16 protein-coding genes, 3 pseudogenes and 2 riboswitches are annotated in these 20,502 nt (G+C 74.8%); of the genes and pseudogenes, 5 read left to right on the plus strand and 14 right to left on the minus strand.

What is annotated here, in order from left to right; all coding sequences use genetic code 11:
• Positions 1-336: 336 nt before the first annotated feature.
• The 4 genes from Cco03nite_RS22495 to Cco03nite_RS22510 all read left to right on the plus strand — a co-directional run bounded on the left by Cco03nite_RS22495 (position 337) and on the right by Cco03nite_RS22510 (position 4,852).
• The gene (locus Cco03nite_RS22495) at positions 337-2,850 is read left to right on the plus strand and encodes a sensor histidine kinase (RefSeq protein ID WP_203694157.1); all 2,514 of its coding nucleotides are present in this window, start codon (positions 337-339) and stop codon (positions 2,848-2,850) included.
• On the plus strand, positions 2,847-3,275 hold the full coding sequence (locus Cco03nite_RS22500) for a roadblock/LC7 domain-containing protein (RefSeq protein ID WP_144125048.1): 429 nt from the start codon (positions 2,847-2,849) through the stop codon (positions 3,273-3,275). Before Cco03nite_RS22495 ends, Cco03nite_RS22500 begins: the two co-directional genes overlap by 4 nt.
• Entirely contained in the window at positions 3,269-4,243 is a 975-nt protein-coding gene (locus tag Cco03nite_RS22505) for a TAXI family TRAP transporter solute-binding subunit (RefSeq protein WP_203694158.1), read from the plus strand. The genes Cco03nite_RS22500 and Cco03nite_RS22505 overlap by 7 nt, the downstream gene beginning before the upstream one ends.
• Before the next feature lie 78 nt (positions 4,244-4,321).
• Complete coding sequence (locus Cco03nite_RS22510; RefSeq protein WP_203694159.1) at positions 4,322-4,852, plus strand: DUF6790 family protein; 531 nt, start codon at positions 4,322-4,324, stop codon at positions 4,850-4,852.
• A gap of 154 nt (positions 4,853-5,006) precedes the next feature.
• Here the strand turns inward: Cco03nite_RS22510 and Cco03nite_RS22515 are convergent, their stop codons facing one another.
• The 14 genes and pseudogenes from Cco03nite_RS22515 to Cco03nite_RS22580 all read right to left on the minus strand — a co-directional run bounded on the left by Cco03nite_RS22515 (position 5,007) and on the right by Cco03nite_RS22580 (position 18,589).
• Positions 5,007-5,330: a hypothetical protein gene (locus Cco03nite_RS22515; protein ID WP_203694209.1), complete on the minus strand. Its 324-nt coding sequence runs from the start codon at positions 5,328-5,330 to the stop codon at positions 5,007-5,009.
• Positions 5,331-5,338: 8 nt separating this feature from the next.
• Positions 5,339-6,064, minus strand: a complete 726-nt coding sequence (locus tag Cco03nite_RS22520; RefSeq protein ID WP_203694160.1) for a CbtA family protein — start codon at positions 6,062-6,064, stop codon at positions 5,339-5,341.
• 11 nt (positions 6,065-6,075) lie between these two features.
• A complete protein-coding gene (locus Cco03nite_RS22525; protein ID WP_203694161.1) occupies positions 6,076-6,315 on the minus strand; it encodes a CbtB-domain containing protein in 240 nt (79 codons plus the stop codon).
• 30 nt (positions 6,316-6,345) lie between these two features.
• A riboswitch (cobalamin riboswitch) is annotated at positions 6,346-6,541 on the minus strand.
• A gap of 67 nt (positions 6,542-6,608) precedes the next feature.
• Positions 6,609-7,517 (minus strand): annotated as a pseudogene (locus tag Cco03nite_RS22530) (sirohydrochlorin chelatase); the annotation flags it as partial.
• Positions 7,514-8,131, minus strand: coding sequence for a precorrin-8X methylmutase (locus Cco03nite_RS22535; RefSeq protein ID WP_203694210.1), 618 nt, complete (start codon positions 8,129-8,131; stop codon positions 7,514-7,516). The gene Cco03nite_RS22535 and the pseudogene Cco03nite_RS22530, both read right to left, overlap by 4 nt.
• 32 nt (positions 8,132-8,163) lie before the next feature.
• Positions 8,164-8,346 (minus strand): annotated as a pseudogene (locus tag Cco03nite_RS22540) (4Fe-4S binding protein); the annotation flags it as partial.
• A complete protein-coding gene (gene cobJ / locus Cco03nite_RS22545; protein ID WP_203694164.1) occupies positions 8,331-10,052 on the minus strand; it encodes a precorrin-3B C(17)-methyltransferase in 1,722 nt (573 codons plus the stop codon). The pseudogene Cco03nite_RS22540 and the gene cobJ, both read right to left, overlap by 16 nt.
• Positions 10,049-11,272, minus strand: a pseudogene (cbiE, locus tag Cco03nite_RS22550) (precorrin-6y C5,15-methyltransferase (decarboxylating) subunit CbiE); the annotation flags it as partial. The gene cobJ and the pseudogene cbiE, both read right to left, overlap by 4 nt.
• A 67-nt stretch (positions 11,273-11,339) precedes the next feature.
• Complete coding sequence (locus tag Cco03nite_RS22555) at positions 11,340-12,476, minus strand: cobalt-precorrin-5B (C(1))-methyltransferase (protein ID WP_203694211.1); 1,137 nt, start codon at positions 12,474-12,476, stop codon at positions 11,340-11,342.
• 169 nt (positions 12,477-12,645) lie between these two features.
• Complete coding sequence (gene cobM / locus Cco03nite_RS22560; protein WP_203694166.1) at positions 12,646-13,443, minus strand: precorrin-4 C(11)-methyltransferase; 798 nt, start codon at positions 13,441-13,443, stop codon at positions 12,646-12,648.
• A complete protein-coding gene (gene cobI / locus Cco03nite_RS22565; RefSeq protein ID WP_203694167.1) occupies positions 13,440-14,165 on the minus strand; it encodes a precorrin-2 C(20)-methyltransferase in 726 nt (241 codons plus the stop codon). The genes cobM and cobI overlap by 4 nt, the downstream gene beginning before the upstream one ends.
• On the minus strand, positions 14,156-15,598 hold the full coding sequence (locus Cco03nite_RS22570) for a cobyrinic acid a,c-diamide synthase CobB (RefSeq protein WP_239167580.1): 1,443 nt from the start codon (positions 15,596-15,598) through the stop codon (positions 14,156-14,158). The genes cobI and Cco03nite_RS22570 overlap by 10 nt, the downstream gene beginning before the upstream one ends.
• 26 nt (positions 15,599-15,624) lie before the next feature.
• A complete protein-coding gene (gene cobO / locus Cco03nite_RS22575) occupies positions 15,625-16,239 on the minus strand; it encodes a cob(I)yrinic acid a,c-diamide adenosyltransferase (RefSeq protein ID WP_203694169.1) in 615 nt (204 codons plus the stop codon).
• A 22-nt stretch (positions 16,240-16,261) separates the two neighbouring features.
• Entirely contained in the window at positions 16,262-18,589 is a 2,328-nt protein-coding gene (locus Cco03nite_RS22580) for a VWA domain-containing protein (protein WP_239167576.1), read from the minus strand.
• An 84-nt stretch (positions 18,590-18,673) separates the two neighbouring features.
• Positions 18,674-18,834: riboswitch (cobalamin riboswitch) on the minus strand.
• Positions 18,835-19,111: 277 nt separating this feature from the next.
• Between Cco03nite_RS22580 and Cco03nite_RS22585 the strand changes: the two genes are divergently transcribed.
• The gene (locus Cco03nite_RS22585) at positions 19,112-20,488 is read left to right on the plus strand and encodes a trypsin-like serine protease (RefSeq protein WP_203694213.1); all 1,377 of its coding nucleotides are present in this window, start codon (positions 19,112-19,114) and stop codon (positions 20,486-20,488) included.
• The last annotated feature ends 14 nt before the right edge of the window (positions 20,489-20,502 follow it).

Consider the following 20,502-nt stretch of genomic DNA (forward strand, 5'->3'; position numbering starts at 1 on the left):
TCAGCGGATCCGACATTGTCACAAAGCGTAATGACCAGGCGACTTTCCATCCGTGAAACGCGCCAGAACACGCCCATACGGTGGATATGAATCCAATTCGGAGGTAACTAAGTTGAACCTGCAACGACGTCCGACAACGGCTGTCGAGGGCTGAACGTGTCGTTGTGTGACACCTATGTGTCCATCCGGTGGACGTTTCGGGGGTTGTGGTGAAGGTTGTTGCCCGTAACTCTCATGGGAGTCCCACCGAACAGTCGAGAGGCACAGGCGATGGCAGTCACCGGCGGCGGAGCACCGCCGTGGGCACCTCAATACGTCCAGGAAGCCGATGTTCCGATGGCCACGGCACGGCGCCGTCCCCGTCGTTCCATCGGCTTCCGCTTGCTGCTGCCCATCGCCGTCGCCACGATCGGCGTCGGTGTGCTGGGCGGCGTGCAGACGTCGTCGGCCCTGGACGCCGCGCGTGAGGCCGAGTCCTCCGGCTCGGTCGCCCAGGCGCTGACCGCCACGGTCAAGCTGAACCACCAGCTCGAACAGGAGCTGTCGGAGACCGAGGCGCTGCTGCAGCGCGGCGGCAAGGCCGGCGAACTGCTGCTCACCGCGCAGCGGCGGCGCACCGACGAGGCGGTGGCCCGCTACCGGGCCACGGTGCCCGTCGCCACGCAGGTCGCGCCGGAGATCCGCGGCCTGGTCGAGCAGGCCGACGCCGCGCTCGCCGAGCTGCCCCGGCTGCGTGAGCTGGCCCAGTTCCCGCCCGAGGGCCAGCCGGCGGTGAAGACGTCCCCGGAGGCCGTCTACGACGAGCTGACCCACAGCATGTTCGCGGTCGGCGAGGCGCTGGCCGCCGCGCCCGCCGACGCCCGGCTCAGCGCGCTGACCGAGACGGTCGCGGCGCTGAACGCGATGGAGCACCACTCCGCCGAGCAGCGTGGGCTGCTGCGCACCGTCTTCGCCCGGGGCCGGTTCGAGCACGGCGAGCTGGCCGAGCTCGGCGAGCTGCACGGCGCCGAGACCGAGCGCGTGGCGCAGTTCGAGCGGGTGGCCGGACCGCAGCTGGTGGCCCGCTACCGCGAGGTCGTCCGCGGCGCCGACGTGGACAAGGCCCGCGCGCTGCTCGAGGGAGCGCTCACCGCCGACAGCACGCCTGTGGGCCTGCGCGTCGACCCCGACGCCTGGTTCATCGCCAAGTCCAACGCCCTGCGCCGGCTCTACCTGTTCGAACTGCAGGTCATCGACTCGCTGGAGGCCGAGGCCGCCCGCCAGCACACCGCGGCGCAGCAGGACGCGCTGGCCAGCGGTGGCGCGTCCGCCCTGGTCATCCTGGTCTCGCTGGGTGTGGCGGTGCTGCTGTCCGTACGCACCAGCCGCGGCCTGCGCCGGCTGAGCCGGTCCGCGATGGACATCGCCAGCGGTGAGCTGCCCGCCGCGATCGCCGAGGTCTCCTCCGCGCCCGGGGTGGACACGGTGCGCCGCCTGGTGCGCGCCTCCAACGAGCAGGCGGCCAAGGCGCTGGCCGGCCCCAACGACGAGATCGGCGAGGTCGGCGCGGCGCTGGCCAACCTGCACCAGCAGGCGCTGCGCCTCGCCGCCGACCAGGCCATGCTGCGCCACGACATCTCGCAGATGTTCGTGAACCTGTCCCGCCGCGGCCAGACCCTGGTGCAGCGCCAGCTCCACCTGATCGACGAGTTCGAGCGCGGCGAGACCGACCCCCAGTCGCTGGCCAAGCTGTTCGCGCTGGACCACCTCGCCGCCCGCATGCGCCGCAACGAGGAGAACCTGCTGGTGCTGGCCGGCGGCGAGCCGGGCCGCCGCTTCGTCAACGCCGAGCTGCTGGTCGACGTCGTGCACGCGGCCGCCGCGGAGATCGACCAGTACGCCCGGGTGGAGACCAACTCCATCGCGGACCTGTGCGTCGTGGCGCACGCCGTCGGCGACGTGGTGCACCTGCTGGCCGAGCTGCTGGAGAACGCGACCGACTTCTCCCCGCCGAACAGCCGCGTGCTGGTCACCACCCGGCGCGGCGTGGACGGTCTCACCATCAACATCTTCGACGCCGGCATCGGCATGCCGCCCGGACAGCTGCAGGAGATCAACGAGCGGCTGATCCGGCCGTCCATGCTGACCAGCGAGCTGGCCCGCACCATGGGTCTGCTGGTGGTCGCCCGGATCGCCGCCCGCCGCGGGATCACGGTGCAACTGCGCAGCAGCCCCGGTGGAGGTACCGTGGCGCTGGTGCTGCTGCCGACCGCTCTGCTCGCCCCGTCGCACAGCGCGGTGAGCAGGCTGACGGTGTCGTCCAACGGCTCCCTGCCCGACGGCGAGACACTGCGCACCCGCCGGCCCGGCACCCGCCCGGCCGACGCCCCGGCGTCCGCCAGACCGCCCATCCCCGCACCACCGTCCGTGCCCGTCCCGACCGGACAGCCGTCCTCCGCACAGGCGTCCACTGTCCAGCCGTCCGCCCTCCATCCCCCTGTCGCCCATCCCCCTGTCGCCCATCCCCCTGCCGTCCAGTCCCCCACCCCGTCCACGCCTGTCGCGCCCGTCGCCACCTTCGCGGCGGCCGCCGACGCGCCGACCCAGGTGATCCCCGAGGTCCGGCAGGCGTCCGCCGACCGACCCCGACTCCTCCCCTCCGGCCTGCCCCAGCGCCGCCCCGGCAACCTCTCGACGCCAGGCGACGCAGCCATCACCCCCTCCCGGACCGACAGCTCCGGCCTGCTGGACCCCGAAGCGGTCCGGGCCCGGCTGTCCGGTCTGGCCGGCGGTATCGCGGCCGCTCACCGCGAACTGGCCCGTGAGCAGCGCCTGTCAGCCCCGCCAGCAACGAAGGAAAGCACTCGATGACTCAGAACCCCGCGCAGCTCGCCGGCGCCGACGAGATCGGCGGCCTCGACTGGCTGCTGACCTCCTTCGCCCAACGGATCGCCGACGTCACCTACGTGCTGGCCGTCTCTGTGGACGGCCTGACGATCGCCCACTCGGACGGGCTTCGTCAGGACCTGTCGGACCAGCTCTCTGCCATCACGAGCGGGATGGCCAGCCTCACCATCGGCGCGGCACGCTGCCTGAGCAGCGGCCAGGTGCGCCAGACCGTGGTGGACATGGACGAGGGCGTGCTCCTGATCATGGCGGTCCGCGACCGCGCGTTCCTCGCCGTGGTGGCCGCGCCGGGCTGCGACCTCGGCCAGATCGGCTACGAGACGGCGCTGCTGGCGCACCGGGTCGCGTACGCCCTGGAGCCGGAGGCGCGGGTGGACGGCCAGTGGTGAGGCGCCGCCGGCTGGCCCTGCTGCTCTGCGTGCTGCTCGGGCCGGCGCTCGCCGCCTGCACGGCGGACGCCGAAGAGGCCGCACCGGCCTGGCACGGCGGCACCCTGACCATCGGCACCGGCCCCACCAACGGGGTGTTCAACCAGGTGGGTGGCGGTTATGCCGACCTGATCAACCGCTACCTGCCCGGCTACGAGGCGCTCGCCCCGCCGACCAACGGCGCGGGCGAGAACCTGCAGCGGCTGGCCATCGACGACGTGCAGATCGCGTTCACCTTCGCCGACGTGGCCGCGGACGCCGCCGCGGGCAAGGGCCTGTTCGAGGGCAAGCCGGTGCAGTTCCGGGCGCTGGCCCGGATCTTCAACGGCCAGACGCACCTCGTGGTCCGCCGCAACGCGGGCATCAAGTCGATCGAGGACCTGCGCGGGAAGAAGGTCGGCACCGGCCCGCAGAACTCCGGCAGCGAGGAGGTGGCCGTCCGGCTGCTGACCGTCGCCGGCCTGGACCTCAAGCGCGACATCACCCAGGTGTCGGCGTCGCTGTCGCAGATGACGTCCTCGATGCGGTCCGGCGACCTGGACGCCATGTTCTACTCGGCGGGCCTGCCGACCACCGGCATCCAGGGCCTGTTCGACCAGTCGCCGGGCGTGTTCACCCTGGTCCCGCTCGACAAGATGGGCCAGGCCATCAGCAAGGCGCATCCCGACATCTACGCCCCCGGCAGCATCCCCAAGGGCATGTACGGACTGGCCGACGAGGTGGACACGATCGCGGTGCCGAATTTGATCGTGGTGCCGGTCGACATGCCCGACGACATCGCCTACCGCCTCACCCAGCTGCTCTTCGACCACCAGTCGGAGCTGGCCGCGGTGCACCCGGAGGGCGGCAACTTCGGCCGCGACATCGCCCCGCTGGTGTCGCCGCTGGAGCTGCACCCCGGCGCGCGGCGATTCTACGGAGTGTCCTGACCGGCCGGGACGGAATCGCAGGACCGGCCCACCTCCGGACGGCCCCGGCGTAACGTCGGAGCCGTCCGGAGGTGTGTGATGCCGTTCTTCGCTGCCATCTGGTTCACCGTCGTCGTCGGCTGGCTGATTCATGCCGCCGTGGACAAGCATCCCGACCGCAAGACCAAACACCGTGCCGTCGAGCTGGCCCTGCTCTGGATCATGGTGGTCGGCGCCGGCATCTGGGGCCTCGTCGGCGGGCTCAGCCACATCGGGCCGACCTCCGGCCAGACCGCCGAGCAGATCGGCTACACGCAGTCGATGTTCCAGTGGGAGGTCGGCTGGGGCGACATCGCGGTGGCCGTGCTGGCCATCGGCTGCGCCTGGCGGCGGCTGCGCGGCACCTGGCTGACCGCCGCGGTGACCGCGCTGGCCATCTCCTTCTGGGGCGACGCCTGGGGCCACTTCAACCAGTGGGTGTTCCACGACAACCACGCGCCGGCCAACGTCTGGGCGCTTCCCTCGGACATCCTGATGCCCCTGTTCGCGATCATCCTGCTCGTCATGTACCGCCGCGGCGCCCCCGCCCAGTCCTTCGAACGGCTCCCCACCCCAGCCCGCCGCCCCTGACCACGCCCCGGCCGCCCCGGCCGGACCGGCGTCGGTCAAGCCGGGCGCGGTGCGCACCAGGGTCATTCGACTTGCCAGGCACATGGGCGAAAGCGAGCTCAAGATACGCACAGGTGCCCGGCAAGTCGGACGATCAAGGACGCCCGTACGGCCGTCAGGTCTGGCCGGGGGCCTCGATGACGTACGGGATCAGGGCGACGGGGAGGTCGGCGGAGCCGGGGCCGCCCGCGGCCGCCCAGGAGGCGACGTATTCGACCGTCGCCTCGTCGAGGATGCCGCCCAGCCACACCGGACGGCCGCCGTCACGGCGACCCGTCGGGCGCGGGTGGACCACCATCACGTTCGAGTGCTCGCAGACGTCCAGGCACTGCGCGATACGCACCCGTACGCCCGCCTTCTCCAGTTGCCGCAGCTGGCCTTCGTGATCGGTGTCGGGGTGCTTGGCGGTGCCGCAGCAGCAGTCGCGGCACACCGTCACCCTGGCCTTCACGCGGCCGCCCGCACGGCGGCGGTGTTCGCGACCGCGCCGGCCCGCAGCCCGGCCAGCCCGAACCCGACGCCGATCCCGGCCCACAGCACCACCGAGGCCAGCAGCGACAGCAGCCGGAACGACCACAGCAGATCGGCCGGTGTGCTGATCGGGTCACCCGACGACGGCAGCGCGAACAGCAGGGCCAGCCCCACCAGCACCACCCCGACCGGGGCCAGCTGGCGCACCGGCAGCGCCGCCCCGCGTTCGGCGAGACGCCCCGCCAGCAGGCCCGCCGCGGACACCGTGGCCAGCCCGATCGCGATCGCGGCCAGCCAGGTCGCCGTGCGCGCCTGCTGCGTCGCCTCGCTGCCCACCCCCGGCGGGTTCGTCGGGAAGCGCAGGAACGGCAGGAAAACCACGCCCAGGAAACCGGCCCCGGCCAGGCGCAGCGCCCGGCCCCACGGGTCGGCCCCCGGATCGCGGCGGTGCAGGACCGCGTACACCAGGCCGAACAGCAGCCCGATCGCCATGCCGGCCAGGATCACCGAGACCAGCATGCCGACGTGCTGCGTGTCGCGGCTGAACAGCTCCGCGCCGTGGCCGTCACCGGCGTTCGCGTGTTCGAGGGCGATCGCCCGGTCGATGACCGGCTCGGCGAGCACCAGCGACACCACGGCGGAGAGGGCCCCGGCGCACGCACCGGCCAGCCCGCCCCGCCCCATCAGCGAGAGCAGGGACATGTCCGCCCCGCTCAGTGACAGTTCGCGGCGAACAGGTGCCGCCCGTCGTGGGACAGCTCGTGCAGGTAGTTGGCGCTACGGGAGAGTTCCCCGTACACCGGGGACAGCAGCGCGCCCTGGTCCAGGAACACCGCGTAGAGGATGAACAGCGCCACCGCGACGAGCACCCCCGCGATGACCTGATCCCGCAGCCGCCCCGCGACTCCGGCCGTCTCCTGCGACGGCACTGCGGGCGTCGACAACGCACCCATGACATACCTCCTCCTCGGGGTTCACCGCCCCGAACTGGACAACGACGGGTCAGTGTCCTGACTCCCGGGTGGATGGAACTTCGTCGCGCTTGCCGCGCCTTCCAGCCGCTGCGGCGGCCGTGGCTCGTGCGGGGCGCTCCCCGGTCACAGTGGCGGGACCGTCCCGGATTCTCACCGGGTTCCTGCGCACCGTCGTCTGATGTGAACTTGTTGCCCTCACCATGCCAGCAACGCTTGCCGGCCGTCAAACCTCCTCAGGGGTGACGTCGGTGAATATCCGCATGAAGCGGTGCGTGATCGTGGCCGTGCGGGTGATCGTGGTCGTGCGGATGATCGTGGCTGTGCCCCGGGTCACCCGGGTGATGGTGCGGGGTCTGCGGCAGGCCGACCCGGTCCTCGAAGCCCGGCAGGCTGATCCGGTACACACAGGAGTCGCAGTTCATCCGGATGTCGCCGGCCAGGGCCTCGCCGTAGCGTTCGATCACCAGGTCGGCCAGGGCGTCGGTGTCCCCGAGCACGTCCGCGCCGCGCACGTGCACGTCCGGGTGGGCCATGGCCCAGGTCGTGGCCTGCTCGGCCACCCGGCGCGGCAGCACCCCGGTGAAGAGGAAGTACGGCAGCACCACGATGCGGCGCGCGCCCAGCGCCGCGCAGCGGTCCAGGCCCGCGGGCACGCCAGGGGCCGCGAGCGAGATGAAGGCGTACTCCACCCCGGCCGTCTTCGTCGTCTCGGCCAGCAGCCGGGCGGCCCGCGCGACCTCGGCGTTCGCGTCGGGGTCCGTCGAGCCCCGGCCGACCAGCAGCACCGTGCTGTCCTGATCGGCTCCCGCCTGGTCCAGCCGCTCGCGCAGCAGGGCGAGCACCGTGGGGTGCGCGCCGAGCGGGCGGCCGTACGCCACCGCCAGGCCGGGATGCCGCAGCTGCTCCCGGGCCAGCGCTGCGGGGATGTCACCCTTCGCGTGCCCCGCCGCGACGAGCATCAGCGGTACGGCGGCCAGCCGGCGGTGCCCGCCCGCGACGAGGTCCGCCACCGCCTCGCCCAGCGGGGGCGGGGACAGCTCGATGAAGCCGCCACCGACGGTCACGCCACGCGGGGCGAGGCGCTTGCCGACCCGTTCGGTGAACGCGCGGAACTGCTCGGCGCCGTCCGCGTCGGACGTGCCGTGCCCGGCGATGAGCAGCGCGGGCGGGGTGGTGGTCACAGTCTCTCCTCCAGGGGTAAAGGGTCGCCGTAGAGCAGGGCGTTCACGGCTGCGGCGGCGACGGCCGAGCCGCCGCGGGCGCTCAGATTGGACAGCTGGGGCAGCCCCGACGCGCGCAGTGCGGCCTTGGACTCGGCGGCACCGACGTAACCCACGGGCAGGCCGACCACCAGCGCCGGGGCGACCCGTCCGGCCGCCGCCAGCCGCAGCAGCTCGAACAGCGCGGTCGGGGCGTTGCCGACGGCCCATACCGCGCCGGTGGGGTGTTCCGCCGCGGCCAGCCGCACCGCCGCCGCCGACCGGGTGACGCCCTCGGCCGCGGCCAGTTCCGCCGCCCGCGCCGAGCCGACCAGGCAGCGCGACGGGTAGCGGGTGATGCCCGCGCCGACCATGGTCACGTCCACGACCAGCGGCGCGCCCGCGGCCAGCACCGCCGCCCCGGCGGCCAGCGCCGCCTCGTCCAGTCTCAGGTCGCCGACCCAGCCCGGATCGGCGGTGGTGTGCACGATGCGTTCGGCCACGTCCCGGCTGTGCCGGGGCAGCCCGGAGGTGTCCACGGCTGCCCGCAGGATGCGGTAGGACTCCGCCTCGATCGGGTGCACCGACCTCCGCACGATCGTCATCGCGCCTCCCGCTCGACCAGGGTCACCGCGTCGACCGGGCACACCTCGACGCACTCGCCGCAGCCGGTGCACAGGCCGGGCCGGGCGTACAGCCGCGCCGGGCCCGTCCCGCCGATCGGCCGGATGGCGTGCGTGGGGCAGGTCAGCAGGCACGCGCCGCAGCCCTGGCAGCCGTCGAAGCGCACCGGGCTCACCGCGCCATCCACGCGTACCCCCGCGGGGTGACCATGCGCCCGGCGACCGTACGGGTCGTGCTGGCCCCGACGATCACCACCGTGTTCATGTCCACCTCGGCCGGATCGATCGTGTCGAGGGTGGTCAGCGCGATCCGCTCGCCGGCCCGGGACGCGTCGCGGACCAGCCCGATCGGCGTGTCCGGCGGCCGGTGCGCGCCCAGGATCGCCAGCGCCGCCGGCAGCTGCCGGGTGCGCCGCGCGCTGCGCGGGTTGTACAGGCAGACCACGAGGTCCGCGCGGGCCGCCGCCTCCAGCCGCCGCTCGATCATCTCCCACGGGGTGTGCAGGTCTGACAGCGACAGGTACACGTGGTCATGCCCCAGCGGCGCACCGAGCAGCGACGACGCGGCCAGCGCCGCGGTCACTCCGGGCACCGCGGTCACCTCGATGTCGTCCCCGGCGAACTCCAGCGCCGGGGAGGCCATCGCGTACACGCCCGCGTCGCCGGAGCCGATCAGCGCCACCGCGTGCCCCTGCCGCGCCAGCTCGACGGCCGAACGCGCCCGCTCCTCCTCCGCGCCCAGCCCCGAGTCGACGATCCGGGTGCCGGGGCGCAGCAGGTGCCGGACCTGGTCAACGTACTGGTCGAGGCCGACGACGATCGAGGACGCGCGCAGCCGCTCCGTCGCCCGGGGGGTGCGCAGGTCCGCCGCGCCGGGACCGAGGCCGATCACCGCGAGCCGGCCCATCGGCACCAGCCGGGCCACCGCCACGGCCGCCATCGCCGACGCCGTCTTGCCCGCCACCAGCTCCGCCCCGCGACCCCGGGCGCCGGCGGCCAGCAGCGCCGCCGCCTCGGCCACGCTCGGCGTGCCGACGGCGGCCCGGACCACCTCGGACGGGTTCGGCACGTCCACCGCCGCCAGCCGTTGCGCGGGGAACGTCACCAGCGGCAGGCCCCGGCCCACCGCGAACTCGACCAGCCCGGCCTCGTCGGCCTTCACGTCGGCGGTCGCCACCGCGCAGACGGACTCCGCCGCCAGCCCCGCGCCCACGAGCACCCGCCCGACCAGCTCGGCGATCTCGTCAGCGGACACGCCGCGACTCGCCCCGATCCCCAGCACCAGCGACGGCGGATGCAACACCAGCACCGACCGGTCAGCGGCGGGTGCCACCCGGTGGTCGGTGATCAGCACCGTCGGCGTCGCGCCGGGATGGTCACCGAGGTTCGCGGGCAGCGCCGGCAGCGGCCAGACCTGCTCGGACCGCAGGTGCACGGGCTCGCCGTCGAGGAGCGCCCGAGACACCGGCGCGACGGCGTCGGGGTTCGCGACGGCGAACCCGAGCGTGTCCAGGCCCGGCAGCCCGGTGGCATCGGTGCCCGTGGTCACGACAGGCGACGCCCCCAGCACCTCGGACACCCGCGCGGCCAGCGCATTCGCCCCACCTCCATGCCCGCCGAGCAGCGCCACGGCCCACTGCCCCGCCTCGTCCACACACACCACACCCGGCTGCGTCTGCTTCCCGCCCGAGTCCGTGGTGAGCAGGGGGGCGAGGAGGCGGACGGTGGCGCCGGTCGCGAGGAAGGCGACAATCGCGACGGAGTCGGACCAGGCGCGGGTGAGCTGGTCGCGGACGGTTCCCTCGTGGACGGTGCACTCGTCCGGCCACGCGGCGGCCAGCCGGGTCGCGGCTGCGCGGCCGGCGGCGGTGGCCCAGATCAGGCCGATGGTCATGGCAACTCCCCGGAGACGACGAAGACGGGATTGGTCGCGGCGAGCCGGTGACTGCCGCCGGGCAGCGGGCTCAGGCGCGAGGCCTGCAGCTGTACGCCGTCCGCCCGGTAACCGGCGCCGTCCAGCACGCCCAGCACCGGGCCGACGCGTTCGAGCCCGGCCAGCGCGGTCACGATCCGACTCGGCCGCCGCGCGACGCACGCCGCGAGCACGGCAGGGCCGCCACCGCCGACGAAGACCGCATCGGGCTCGGGCAGCCCGGCCAGGCAGTCGGGCGCGTCACCGGCGACGAGGCGTACGCCGAGACCGGCCGTGTTGGCGGTGATCAGCGGCAGCGCCGCCGGGTCGCGTTCGACGGCGAGCACCGCCGCGCCGAACCGGGCGCACTCGGCGGCGACCGAACCGGACCCGGCTCCCACGTCCCAGACCAGCTCGCCGAGGCGCGGACCGAGCCGGGCCAGGACGTACGCGCGTACCTCCGCCTTGGTGATCATCGAGTCGCGGTGGGCGTAGGCGGCCTCCGGCAGCGCCCACCCGGCGGGCCCGGGGCCGGCCCCGGCGATCCAGCCGGGGCGTGGACCGCGCTGCGGCCGGGCCGGGTCCAGCACGAGCACGACGTTCGGATCGGCCCAGGTGCCTGCGACCGCCTCCGCCGCGTCGACGGTGACCAGCCGTTCCTGCGGCGTGCCCAGCCGTTCCGCCACCACCAGCGTGCGCGCCCAGCCGTCCAGGGCCGCGCCCAGCTCGGCCGGGCCGCCGCCGGGCGCGGTCAGCACCGCCACCTTCGGGTACGCCCGGCAGACGTTGGCCGCCCGCCGCAGCCCGGCAGCGGCCGAGGTGTGGTCGCGGCCGTGGGCGGAGACCACGAGCGCGTCGTCCCAGGGCAGGCCCGCCCGGCCGAAGGCGGCCGCGACGCTGGACACCGCCGGGATCACCACCGGCTCGACCCCGGCCCGGCGCAGCGCCGCGACGATGCCGAAGAACCCCGGATCGCCGCTGGCCAGCACCACCGCCTCGCCCTCGTGCGCGGCCACCCGCGCCACCACCGGCGCGACCGGTCCCATGACCAGGCACTCCGCGGCGACGTCCAGCCCGGACAGATGCCGCGCACCCCCGGCGACCAGCGTCGCCCGTGCCAGCGCCGCCCCGGCGGCCGCGCTCAGCCCGCCGCCGTCATGGCCCACGACCGTCACCCGCCGCATGCCAGGGACCTCGCGATCGGCTCCACGGCCGGCGCATGCCGGCCACCCGCGCGCCCGGCGGGACGCCGCCCGCGCGGCACTGCCGTCATCCGGCGCATGTGACCCACTCCGGCCTGGTCGCCGCGACGACCACCTTGCCCGTGAAGTCCACCATCGCGACGTCGGCCCGCAGCGCGCCCTTGCCGAACCGCGCCAGCACGTCGCGCACCCGCCCGCACAGCACGTCACCCGCCGCGCGCAGCAGCCCCGCCGCCTCCCACAGCTCGTACGCGTGCCGCGCCGTGTTCGCGACCCCGACCTGCTCGGCCAGCTCCGCCGAACCGCCCACCGCCGTCGTCACCTGCCCCAGCAGCGCGGTGTCCACCGCCGAGCGCGTGTAGTGCGTCATCAGCACCCCGGCGGCGAGTTTGGTGAGCTTGCCGGCCATGCCGACGAAGACCACCCCGGTCATGCCCCGCTCGGCGGCGGTCCGCAGCGCGGCCCCGGTGAAGTCGCCGACCTCGACGAAGCACACCTCGGGCAGGTCCGGCAGCAGCGCCATCGCGCCCGCCTCGGTGCGCCCGCCGGTGCACAGCACGATCGTCTGCTCGCCCTGCGCGGCGGCGACCTGCACGGCCTGCATCACGCTGGCCCGCCACGAGGCGGTGGAGAACGGCCGTACGATGCCGGTGGTGCCCAGGATCGAGATGCCGCCGAGGATGCCGAGCCGCCGGTTGGTCGTCTTGCGGGCCATGCGTTCGCCGTCGGGCACCGAGATCACGACCTCGATCCCGCGTCCCCCGGCGACCTCGGCCACCGCCTGGGTGATCATCTGACGCGGCACCGGGTTGATCGCCGGCCCGCCCACGTCCAGCCCGAGCCCCGGCCTGGTCACCGTGCCGACGCCGTCCCCGCCGCGCAGCGCGACGCCCACCCCGTCCTGCCAGCGCACGGTCGCCGTCAGCCGCGCCCCGTGCGTCACGTCCGGGTCGTCCCCGGCGTCCTTGACCACGACCGCGCGAGCCGTGTCACCGTCCAGCACCGACTCCGCCACCGCGAACGTGACCCGCCGCCCCGACGGCAGCGCCACCTCCACCCACCGCGGCGGCACCCCACCGACCAGCAGCTCCGTCGCCGCCTTCGCGGCCGCCGACGCGCAGGTGCCGGTCGTCCAGCCGGTCCGCAGCGCCTTCGGGCGATCTTTCGCGGTCCGGGGGAGATCGGGTTCCCGCAGCTCCGGCACATCCGTTCCGGTCTCGGCGGCGACGCGGCGGGTCCGGCCACGAGAAGCCGGCCGCGCGCCGACCGGCGGCTCCGCTCCGTGCCGCTTCGTCGCGGCCGGAACGCCGGACGCACCCGCGGCGGCCGGCTCAGCCACGGCAGGAACGTCGGGCTCGGCCGGAGCGGGCGGCTCAGTCACGGCCGGCTCGCAGGGCAGCGCGGGCGGCCGGGTCGGCCCGGCGGAAGCCGTGGAAGTGGCCGGGGTGGTAGAGGTGGCTCCGGGTGCCGCCGGCCTCGCCGAGCGCGGGCCCGACCAGGAACAGCGTGTGCTTCCAGAGCTTGTGCTCCTTGACCGCCGCCTCCAGGGTGCCGACCGTGCAGCGCACGATCAGCTCCTCCGGCCAGGTCACCCGGTAGGCCACCACTACCGGCGTATCGGCCGCGTACCCGCCCGCCAGCAGTTCGGTGGCGAGCTGCCCGGATCGGGCCGCGGACAGGAACACCGCCATCGTCGCGCCGTGCGCGGCGAACGCGCGTACCGACTCCCGCTCCGGCATCGGAGTCTTGCCGCCCTCCAGCCGGGTCAGCACCACGGACTGCGCCACCTCCGGCACGGTCAGCTCCCGCTGCACCGCCGCGGCCGCCGCCGTGAACGAGGACACCCCGGGAATCACCTCGGTGGGCAGCCCCAGCTCACGGCACGCGTCGAGCTGCTCGCCGAGCGCCCCCCACAGCGCCGGGTCACCGGAGTGGATCCGCGCGACGACCAGGTCGTGCTCGGCGGCCTCGCGGTACAGGTCGAGCGTCTGCTCCAGGGTCAGCGCCGCCGAGTCCACGATCCGCGCGTCCGGCCTCGCGTGCCCGAGCACGTCCGGGTGGACCAGGCTGGCCGCCCAGACCACCACGTCGGCGGCGGCGATCGCGGCCGCCCCGCGCAGGGTCAGCAGGTCGGCCGCGCCGGGCCCGGCTCCGATGAAGACGACCTTCACAGCTTTCCCCCTCGTGCGTCCCGGCGGCCCGGCACCAGCACCGCCGACAGGTACGGCGCCTCGGCCGCCTCGGCCAGCGGCGTCACGCTCTCCCCGGGCAGCCCGAGCCGGGTGCCGAGCACCGCCTCGTCCAGCCGCCCGGCCTCCTTCACGGCGGTGACCACGTCCGCCAGGTGGCGGCCGCCCTTGTACGCCACCACCGTCCCGTCCTGCGCGTACGCCAGCGCGGCCGGCAGGGCCGTCGCGCCCCGGGCCAGCGGCACCAGCACCAGCGGCTCCACGCCCTCGGCGAGCGGCACCCCGGCGGCGGCGGCGAGCGCCTGCATCGCGGTGATCCCCGGCGCTGTCTGCACCCGCACCTCGGGCAGCAGGGCGCGGACCGTCGCGGCCAGGTAGCCGAAGGTCGAGTACACGTTGGGGTCGCCGATGGTGGCGAACGCGGCGGTGCCGCCGGTCTCGCGCAGCCAGCCGGCGACGCGCTCACCCGCGGCGTCCCAGTGGGACTCGCGGCGGCGCGCGTCGTCGCGCTCGTTGAGGGCGAACACGAGCCGCTCGACGCGGTCGTGGCCGGCGTGCGCGCGTACCGTCGCCTCGGCCCGGCCCTGCTCGGCCACGTCCATGACGGGCACGAACACCCGGCCGGCCTCCCGAAGCAGGCGCACCGCCTGCAGCGTCACCAGTTCCGGGTCGCCGGGCCCGACCCCCACCCCGATCAGGCGCATGCGGCACGCACCATCCGGCTCGCGAAGCCCGGGTGCCCGGCCCAGTGCAGGTGCAGGTATGACGCGTGCACCCCGCCCTGGACGAAGCCCTCGGCGGGCCGGCCGCGCCACGCCCACGCGGGCGACGGCCCGGCCTCGGGCGCCACCGCGGTGCGGTGGAACTCGTGCCCGGTGACCCGGGTGCCCGCGTCGGCGAGCACGCTGCCGGACACCGCGACCGCGTCGCGGTAGCCCAGGGTGAGCCGCTCGGTCATGACCGCCTCGGCGTCGAGCACCCCGCACATCTCCCGCCCGTCCAGGGACCTGGCCAGCCACAGCAGCCCGGCGCACTCGGCGGCCACCGGCCCGCCCGCGGCGGCCAGCCCGCGTACCGCGTCGCGCAGCGGCTTGTTGGCGGCCAGCTCGTCGCCGTACACCTCGGGGAAGCCGCCGCCCACCACCAGCCCGGCGGTGCCCCGCGGCAGCGCCTCGTCGCGCAGCGGGTCGACGTGCACGACCTCGGCCCCGGCGGCACGCAGCAGCTCAGCCTGCTCGGCGTAGCCGAACGTGAAGGCCGGCCCACCCGCGACCGCGATCACCGGTCGGTCCCCGGCCACATCCGTTCCGGGCGCGGCCGCGCCGATGCCGCCCGCGCTGCTCTCCCCTGCTCCAGCCGCTCGTGCTCCGGCCCGCCGGGCTCCGGCCGCCTCCGCGGCGTCCCGGACGGCGTCCGCTGCCGACCAGGGCGTCACCGCGAGCGGCGGCGCGCTGTGTGCCACCGCCAGCACCTCGCCCAGGTCGACACCGTCCTCGACCAGCGCGCCCATCGCCCGTACCGCGTCCACGGCCGCGCCGCTGCGCTCGGCCGCGGGCACCAGGCCGAGGTGCCGGGAGGGCACCGCGACCGCGCCGGCGCGCCGCAGCACGCCGAGCACCGGCGTGCCGACCTCCTCGCAGGCCTCGCGCAGGATCTCCTCGTGCCGGTCCGAGCCGACCCGGTTGAGCACCACCCCGGCCAGCCGTGCCGAGCCGAACGAGCGGAACCCGTGCAGCAGCGCGGCGACCGAGCGGCCCTGGCCGGTCGCGTCCACCACGAACACCACCGGCGCGTCCAGCAGCCGCGCCACGTGCGCGGTCGAGCCGAAGTCGCCCTCCCCCGACCGGCCGTCGTACAGGCCCATCACGCCCTCTACGACCGCCACCTGCACGCCGGTGGCCCCGTGCGCGAACAGCGGCGCGACCAGGTCCTCGCCGACCAGCGACGGGTCCAGGTTGCGACCGGGCCGCCCGCACGCCAGCGAGTGATAAGTCGGGTCGATGTAGTCCGGCCCGACCTTGAACCCCGCCGCGGTCATGCCCCGCGCCGTCAACGCCGCCAGCAGCCCCGTCGCCACGGTCGTCTTCCCGTGCCCCGACGCCGCCGCGGCCACCACGATCCGAGGCACCCGCAGCACCCCCGCGGCCGAGCCCTCCTCACGTCTCACCATTCGATCCCCGCCTGGCCCTTGCGTCCCGCGTCCATCGGGTGCTTCACCTTGCCCATCTCGGTGACCAGGTCGGCCAGCTCCAGCAGCGGCGGCGCGGCGTACCGGCCAGTGATCACGACGTGCTGGGAGCCGGGCCGGGTACGCAGGGTCTCGACCACGTCCGCGGTGTCCACCCAGCCCCAGTGCATCGGGTAGGTGAACTCGTCGAGCACGTAGAAGCCGTACCGCTGCGCCAGCAGGTCGCGTTTGACCTGTGCCCAGCCCTCGGCCGCCTCGGCGGCGTGGTCACGCTCGTCGCCGGGCCGGGCCAGCCACGACCAGCCCTCGCCCATCTTGTGCCAGGTCACCGGCGCGCCCGTGCCGGACTCGTCGTACGCGCGGCCCAGCGCCCGGAACGCGGCCTCCTCGCCGACCCGCCACTTGGGGCTCTTCACGAATTGGAAGACCGCGATCGGCCAGCCCACGTTCCAGGCCCGCAGCGCCATGCCGAACGCCGCGGTCGACTTTCCCTTGCCGATCCCGGTGTGCACGGCCAGCACCGGGGACTTCCGGCGCTGCCGCGTGGTGAGCCCGTCGTCGGGCACGGTCTCCGGTCTGCCCTGCGGCATCAGCGGCCTCCGTTCGTCTGCGTCATGCCGCCCGCCGCCGGTCGCGGCGGGCCACCCCGGCCAGTCCCTGCGCGGTGACCTCGGCCAGCGGCACGTGTTCCGCGCCGAGTCGCGCCGCCAGCCGGGCGGCCAGCCCGAGCCGTACCACGCCCGACTCGCAGTCCACGACCACGGACGACACCCCGGTCGCGGCGAGCCCGCCCGCGATGCGCATGGCCTCACCGACCGGGTCGGTGCCGGCGGTGCCCCCGGCTGTGCCCCCGGCGGTGGCCCCGGCTGTGGCCCGCCCGTCGGTCACCACCACCAGCAGCGCGCGCCGGTGCGGGTCGCGCAGCCGCTCGACCCGCAGCGTGTGCGCCGCCCGGCGCAGGCCCGCGGCCAGCGGGGTACGCCCGCCGGTGGGCAGCTCGCGCAGCCGCGCCGCGCCGGCCTCCACGCTGGACGTCGGCGGCAGCGCCAGCTCCGCCTCGCTGCCCCGGAAGGTGACCAGGCCGACCTTGTCGCGCCGCTGGTACGCGTCGAGCAGCAGCGACAGCACCGCGCCCTTCACCGCGCCCATGCGCTGCCGGGCCGCCATCGACCCGGAGGCGTCCACGCAGAACAGCACCAGGTTGGACTCGCGCCCCTGCCGCACCGGCTCGCGCAGGTCGGCCGCGACCAGCCGCAGCGGGCCGCCGGCCACCCGGCCCCGGGCGTGCTGCCGCCCGGCCGCTGCTCGCACGGTCGCCGCCAGGTGCAGTGCGGCCAGCGCGCCGCCGGGCACCCGCGCGCCGACGGTCCGGCCCATCCGGGTGTACGCGGGCGAGCGCCGCCCCGCCGCGCCCTCCCCCACCCCCTGCACCGCGAACAGCCGCGCCCGCCGCGGCGCGGCCGCCTCGGCATGCTGCTGCCCCGCGGCCGCGAACCGCCCCTCGTCGGCCCCGTCCCGCTGCCGCGCCTCCCCTGGCGCTCCCGCCCGCGACGGCACGCCGTCCCTACCGGGGTCCGCGCCACCGGGACCACCCGGCCGCGGCCCGCCGTCCGGGCCGTCTCCGTCCGGGCCGCGGTCATCCGGGCCATCGCCGTTCGAGCCATCGCCGTTCGGGCCATCGCCGTCCGGGCCGTCGCCGTCAGGGCCGTCATGATCCGGCCCGCGGTCGTCCGGGCCCCGATCGTCGGGCCCGCCGTGCGAGCCGGAGCCGTCAGGACCGTCGCCGGTCCCGGTGCCCGGGTTCGCGTCCCGCGCGCCGTCACCGGGCGCTTCGCGGTCGCCGGGACCGTCCGGGTCCGCGGGCGGGGGTGCGCTGTTCAGCGCGTCCTCCAGGGCCTGCTCGTCCAGGTCGGGGGCGTCGAACGGGTCGCGCCGGCGGCGGTGCGGCAGGGCCAGCCGGGCCGCGTCGCGCACGTCCTGCGCGGTGACCAGGTCACGGCCGTGCCAGGCGGCCAGGGCCAGCGCGGCGCGGGCCACCACCAGGTCGGCGCGCAGCCCGTCCACCTCGAACGCGGCGCACACGTGCGCGATGCGGGTCAGCTCCGCGTCGGGCAGCGTCACCGCGGGCAGCCGCCGCCGGGCGGCGTCGATGCGCTCGGCCAGCTCTGCGTCGGCGTCGGCCCACCGCGCGGCGAACCCGGCCGGGTCGGCCTCGTACGCCAGCCGCCGCCGCACCACCTCCACCCGCTCCTTCGGCTCGCGCGGGGCGCGCACCTGCACCGCCAGCCCGAACCGGTCGAGCAGCTGCGGGCGCAGCTCGCCCTCCTCCGGGTTCATGGTCCCGACCAGCAGGAACCGGGCGGCGTGGCGCACCGAGACCCCGTCGCGCTCCACGTACGCCTCGCCCATGGCGGCGGCGTCGAGCAGCAGGTCGACCAGGTGGTCGTGGAGCAGGTTCACCTCGTCGACGTAGAGCACGCCGCGGTGCGCCCCGGCCAGCAGGCCCGGCGAGTACGCGGCCTGCCCGGCGGTCAGCGCCCGTTCCAGGTCCAGCGCGCCGACCAGCCGGTCCTCGGTCGCCCCGACGGGCAGCTCGATCAGCCTGGCGCGCCGGACCACGACGTCCTGACCGGCATCCTGCCCGGCGTCGTGCCCGGCGTCGTGCCCGGCGTCGTGCCCGGCGTCGTGCGGCCCGTCCGGGCACGCCCCGTACGGCGACGCCGGGTCGCAGCCGAACCGGCACCCGGCGACGACCTCGACCCGGGGCAGCAGCCCGGCGAGCGCGCGTACAACGGTGGATTTGGCGGTGCCCTTCTCGCCGCGCACCAGCACCCCGCCGATGGCGGGCGAGACGGCGTTGAGCAGGAGGGCGAGCCTGAGGTCGGCCAGGCCGACGACGGCGGAGAACGGGTACAGCGGGGTCAAAGCCCGCTCAGGCACGAGCCCATGCGCGAGTCCTCTCCACGGGTTTCCTCGCCCGCGAAATCCGGTGTGGTGACGCCGTGCGGCGTCGCGAGCGGCCGGAGTGTCCTGGCTCCCGGATCGACGCTTCCCCTCGGCCTTCCAACCGTGTCAACGGCCGTGGCCTGGTGCCGAAACGGCGCGCGTCGTGAGACGGAGCCGCTCGGGAGGGGTCGCTCCCCGGTGACAGTGGCGGGACCGCCCCGGACTCGCACCGGGTTCCTCCACTGCCGCTCACCGGCCATCGTGACGGAAGCGGTGCGCCGCGTCAAAGCGGGTCGCCCGTACGGAGGTCTGTGTCACGGCGCGGCGGGCCCGACATCAGTACGTAACAATTAACTTCGATATTGCTATGTATCACTGCTTTCCGCTAGCTTCCAGGGAAACTCTCCGGCGATCCGGCGCCAGAAGCGCTCGGCGCCGGGTGGACCTTGGGAGGATCCTGTGCGGAATTCACTACGAACGGCGCTGCGCGCCGGCGCGATCGCGCTGGCCGGCGCCATGCTCGCCCTAGGCTCGGCCGCCGTCCCGGCGCAGGCCGCGCCGGCCCCGGACGGCACGGTCACGCCGCAGGTCGTCGGCGGGACCCGGGCCGCGCAGGGCGAGTTCCCGTGGATGGTGCGCCTGTCCATGGGCTGCGGCGGCGCGATGTACACCCCGAGCCTGGTGCTGACCGCCGCGCACTGCGTCGGCGCGACCGGCAACAACACCTCGATCACGGCCACCTGGGGCGTCGTCGACCTGCAGGACCCGACCCGCACCACCCGCACCTCGAACTACGTGTACCGTGCCCCGGGCTACAACGGCACCGGCAAGGACTGGGCGCTGATCCGCCTGTCCAGCCCGATCACCACCGCCCCGCTGCTGAAGATCGCCACCGACACGTCGCTGCACAGCGGCGAATTCGACGTGATGGGCTGGGGCGCGGCCGTGCAGGGCGGCGCGCAGCAGCGCTACCTGCTCAAGGCGAAGGTGCCGTTCATCACCGACACGCAGTGCCAGAGCGCGGGCGGCGACTACTCCGGCCTGGTCTTCAACGAGGAGATCTGCGCCGGCAACTGGGCCTCCGGCGGCGTGGACACCTGCCAGGGCGACTCCGGCGGCCCGATGGTCAAGCGCAACGCGAGCAACGAGTGGATCCAGGTCGGCATCGTCAGCTGGGGCATCGGCTGCGCCCAGGCGCAGAAGCCCGGCGTGTACAGCGAGGTCCGCTACTTCTCGACCGACATCTACAACGCGGCGGTCTCCCTCGGCGGGGCTCCGGGCGGCGTGTCCGTCACCGGCCCCGGCAACCAGTCCACGGTCGTCGGCACCGCGGTCACCCTGAACAGCAGCGCGTCGGGCGGCACATCGCCGTACAGCTGGTCGGCGAGCGGCCTGCCGGCCGGCACGTCGATCAACTCCTCGACCGGCCAGATCACCGGCACGCCGACCACCGCCGGCACCTACACCGTGACCGTCACCGCGACCGACAGCGCGAGCAAGACCGGGACCGCGTCGTTCACCTGGACGGTCAACCCGGTCGGCAGCTGCGCCGCGGCCACCAACAGCACCGACGTGAGCATCCCGGACAACAACACCACCGGCGTGTACAGCAACATCACGATCTCCGGCTGCACCGGCAACGGCGGCACCGCGTCCAAGGTCGAGGTGCACATCGTGCACACGTACAAGGGTGACCTGATCGTGGACCTCGTCGCGCCGGACGGCTCGGTGTACAACCTGCACAACCGGTCGGGCGGCAGCGCCGACAACATCGACACCATCTACACGGTGAACCTGTCCACCGAGGTCAAGAACGGCACCTGGCGCCTGCGCGCCCGCGACGCCGCCTCGATCGACACCGGCTACATCAACTCCTGGACGCTCACCCTCTGAGTCCGTCGCACCAC

It is taken from the genome of Catellatospora coxensis (genome assembly GCF_016862635.1).
GTDB classification, from domain to species: domain Bacteria; phylum Actinomycetota; class Actinomycetes; order Mycobacteriales; family Micromonosporaceae; genus Catellatospora; species Catellatospora coxensis.

Excerpts from the sequence above, each read along its gene's own strand:
- Cco03nite_RS22520 (WP_203694160.1), bottom strand. The coding sequence starts at position 6,064 with ATGTCCCTGCTCTCGCTGATGGGGCGGGGCGGGCTGGCCGGTGCGTGC.
- Cco03nite_RS22525 (WP_203694161.1), bottom strand. The coding sequence starts at position 6,315 with ATGGGTGCGTTGTCGACGCCCGCAGTGCCGTCGCAGGAGACGGCCGGA.
- cobO (WP_203694169.1), bottom strand. The coding sequence starts at position 16,239 with ATGCCGCAGGGCAGACCGGAGACCGTGCCCGACGACGGGCTCACCACG.
- Cco03nite_RS22500 (WP_144125048.1), top strand. The coding sequence starts at position 2,847 with ATGACTCAGAACCCCGCGCAGCTCGCCGGCGCCGACGAGATCGGCGGC.
- cobJ (WP_203694164.1), bottom strand. The coding sequence starts at position 10,052 with ATGACCATCGGCCTGATCTGGGCCACCGCCGCCGGCCGCGCAGCCGCG.
- Cco03nite_RS22585 (WP_203694213.1), top strand. The coding sequence starts at position 19,112 with ATGCTCGCCCTAGGCTCGGCCGCCGTCCCGGCGCAGGCCGCGCCGGCC.
- Cco03nite_RS22510 (WP_203694159.1), top strand. The coding sequence starts at position 4,322 with ATGCCGTTCTTCGCTGCCATCTGGTTCACCGTCGTCGTCGGCTGGCTG.
- Cco03nite_RS22495 (WP_203694157.1), top strand. The coding sequence starts at position 337 with ATGGCCACGGCACGGCGCCGTCCCCGTCGTTCCATCGGCTTCCGCTTG.
- cobI (WP_203694167.1), bottom strand. The coding sequence starts at position 14,165 with ATGCGCCTGATCGGGGTGGGGGTCGGGCCCGGCGACCCGGAACTGGTG.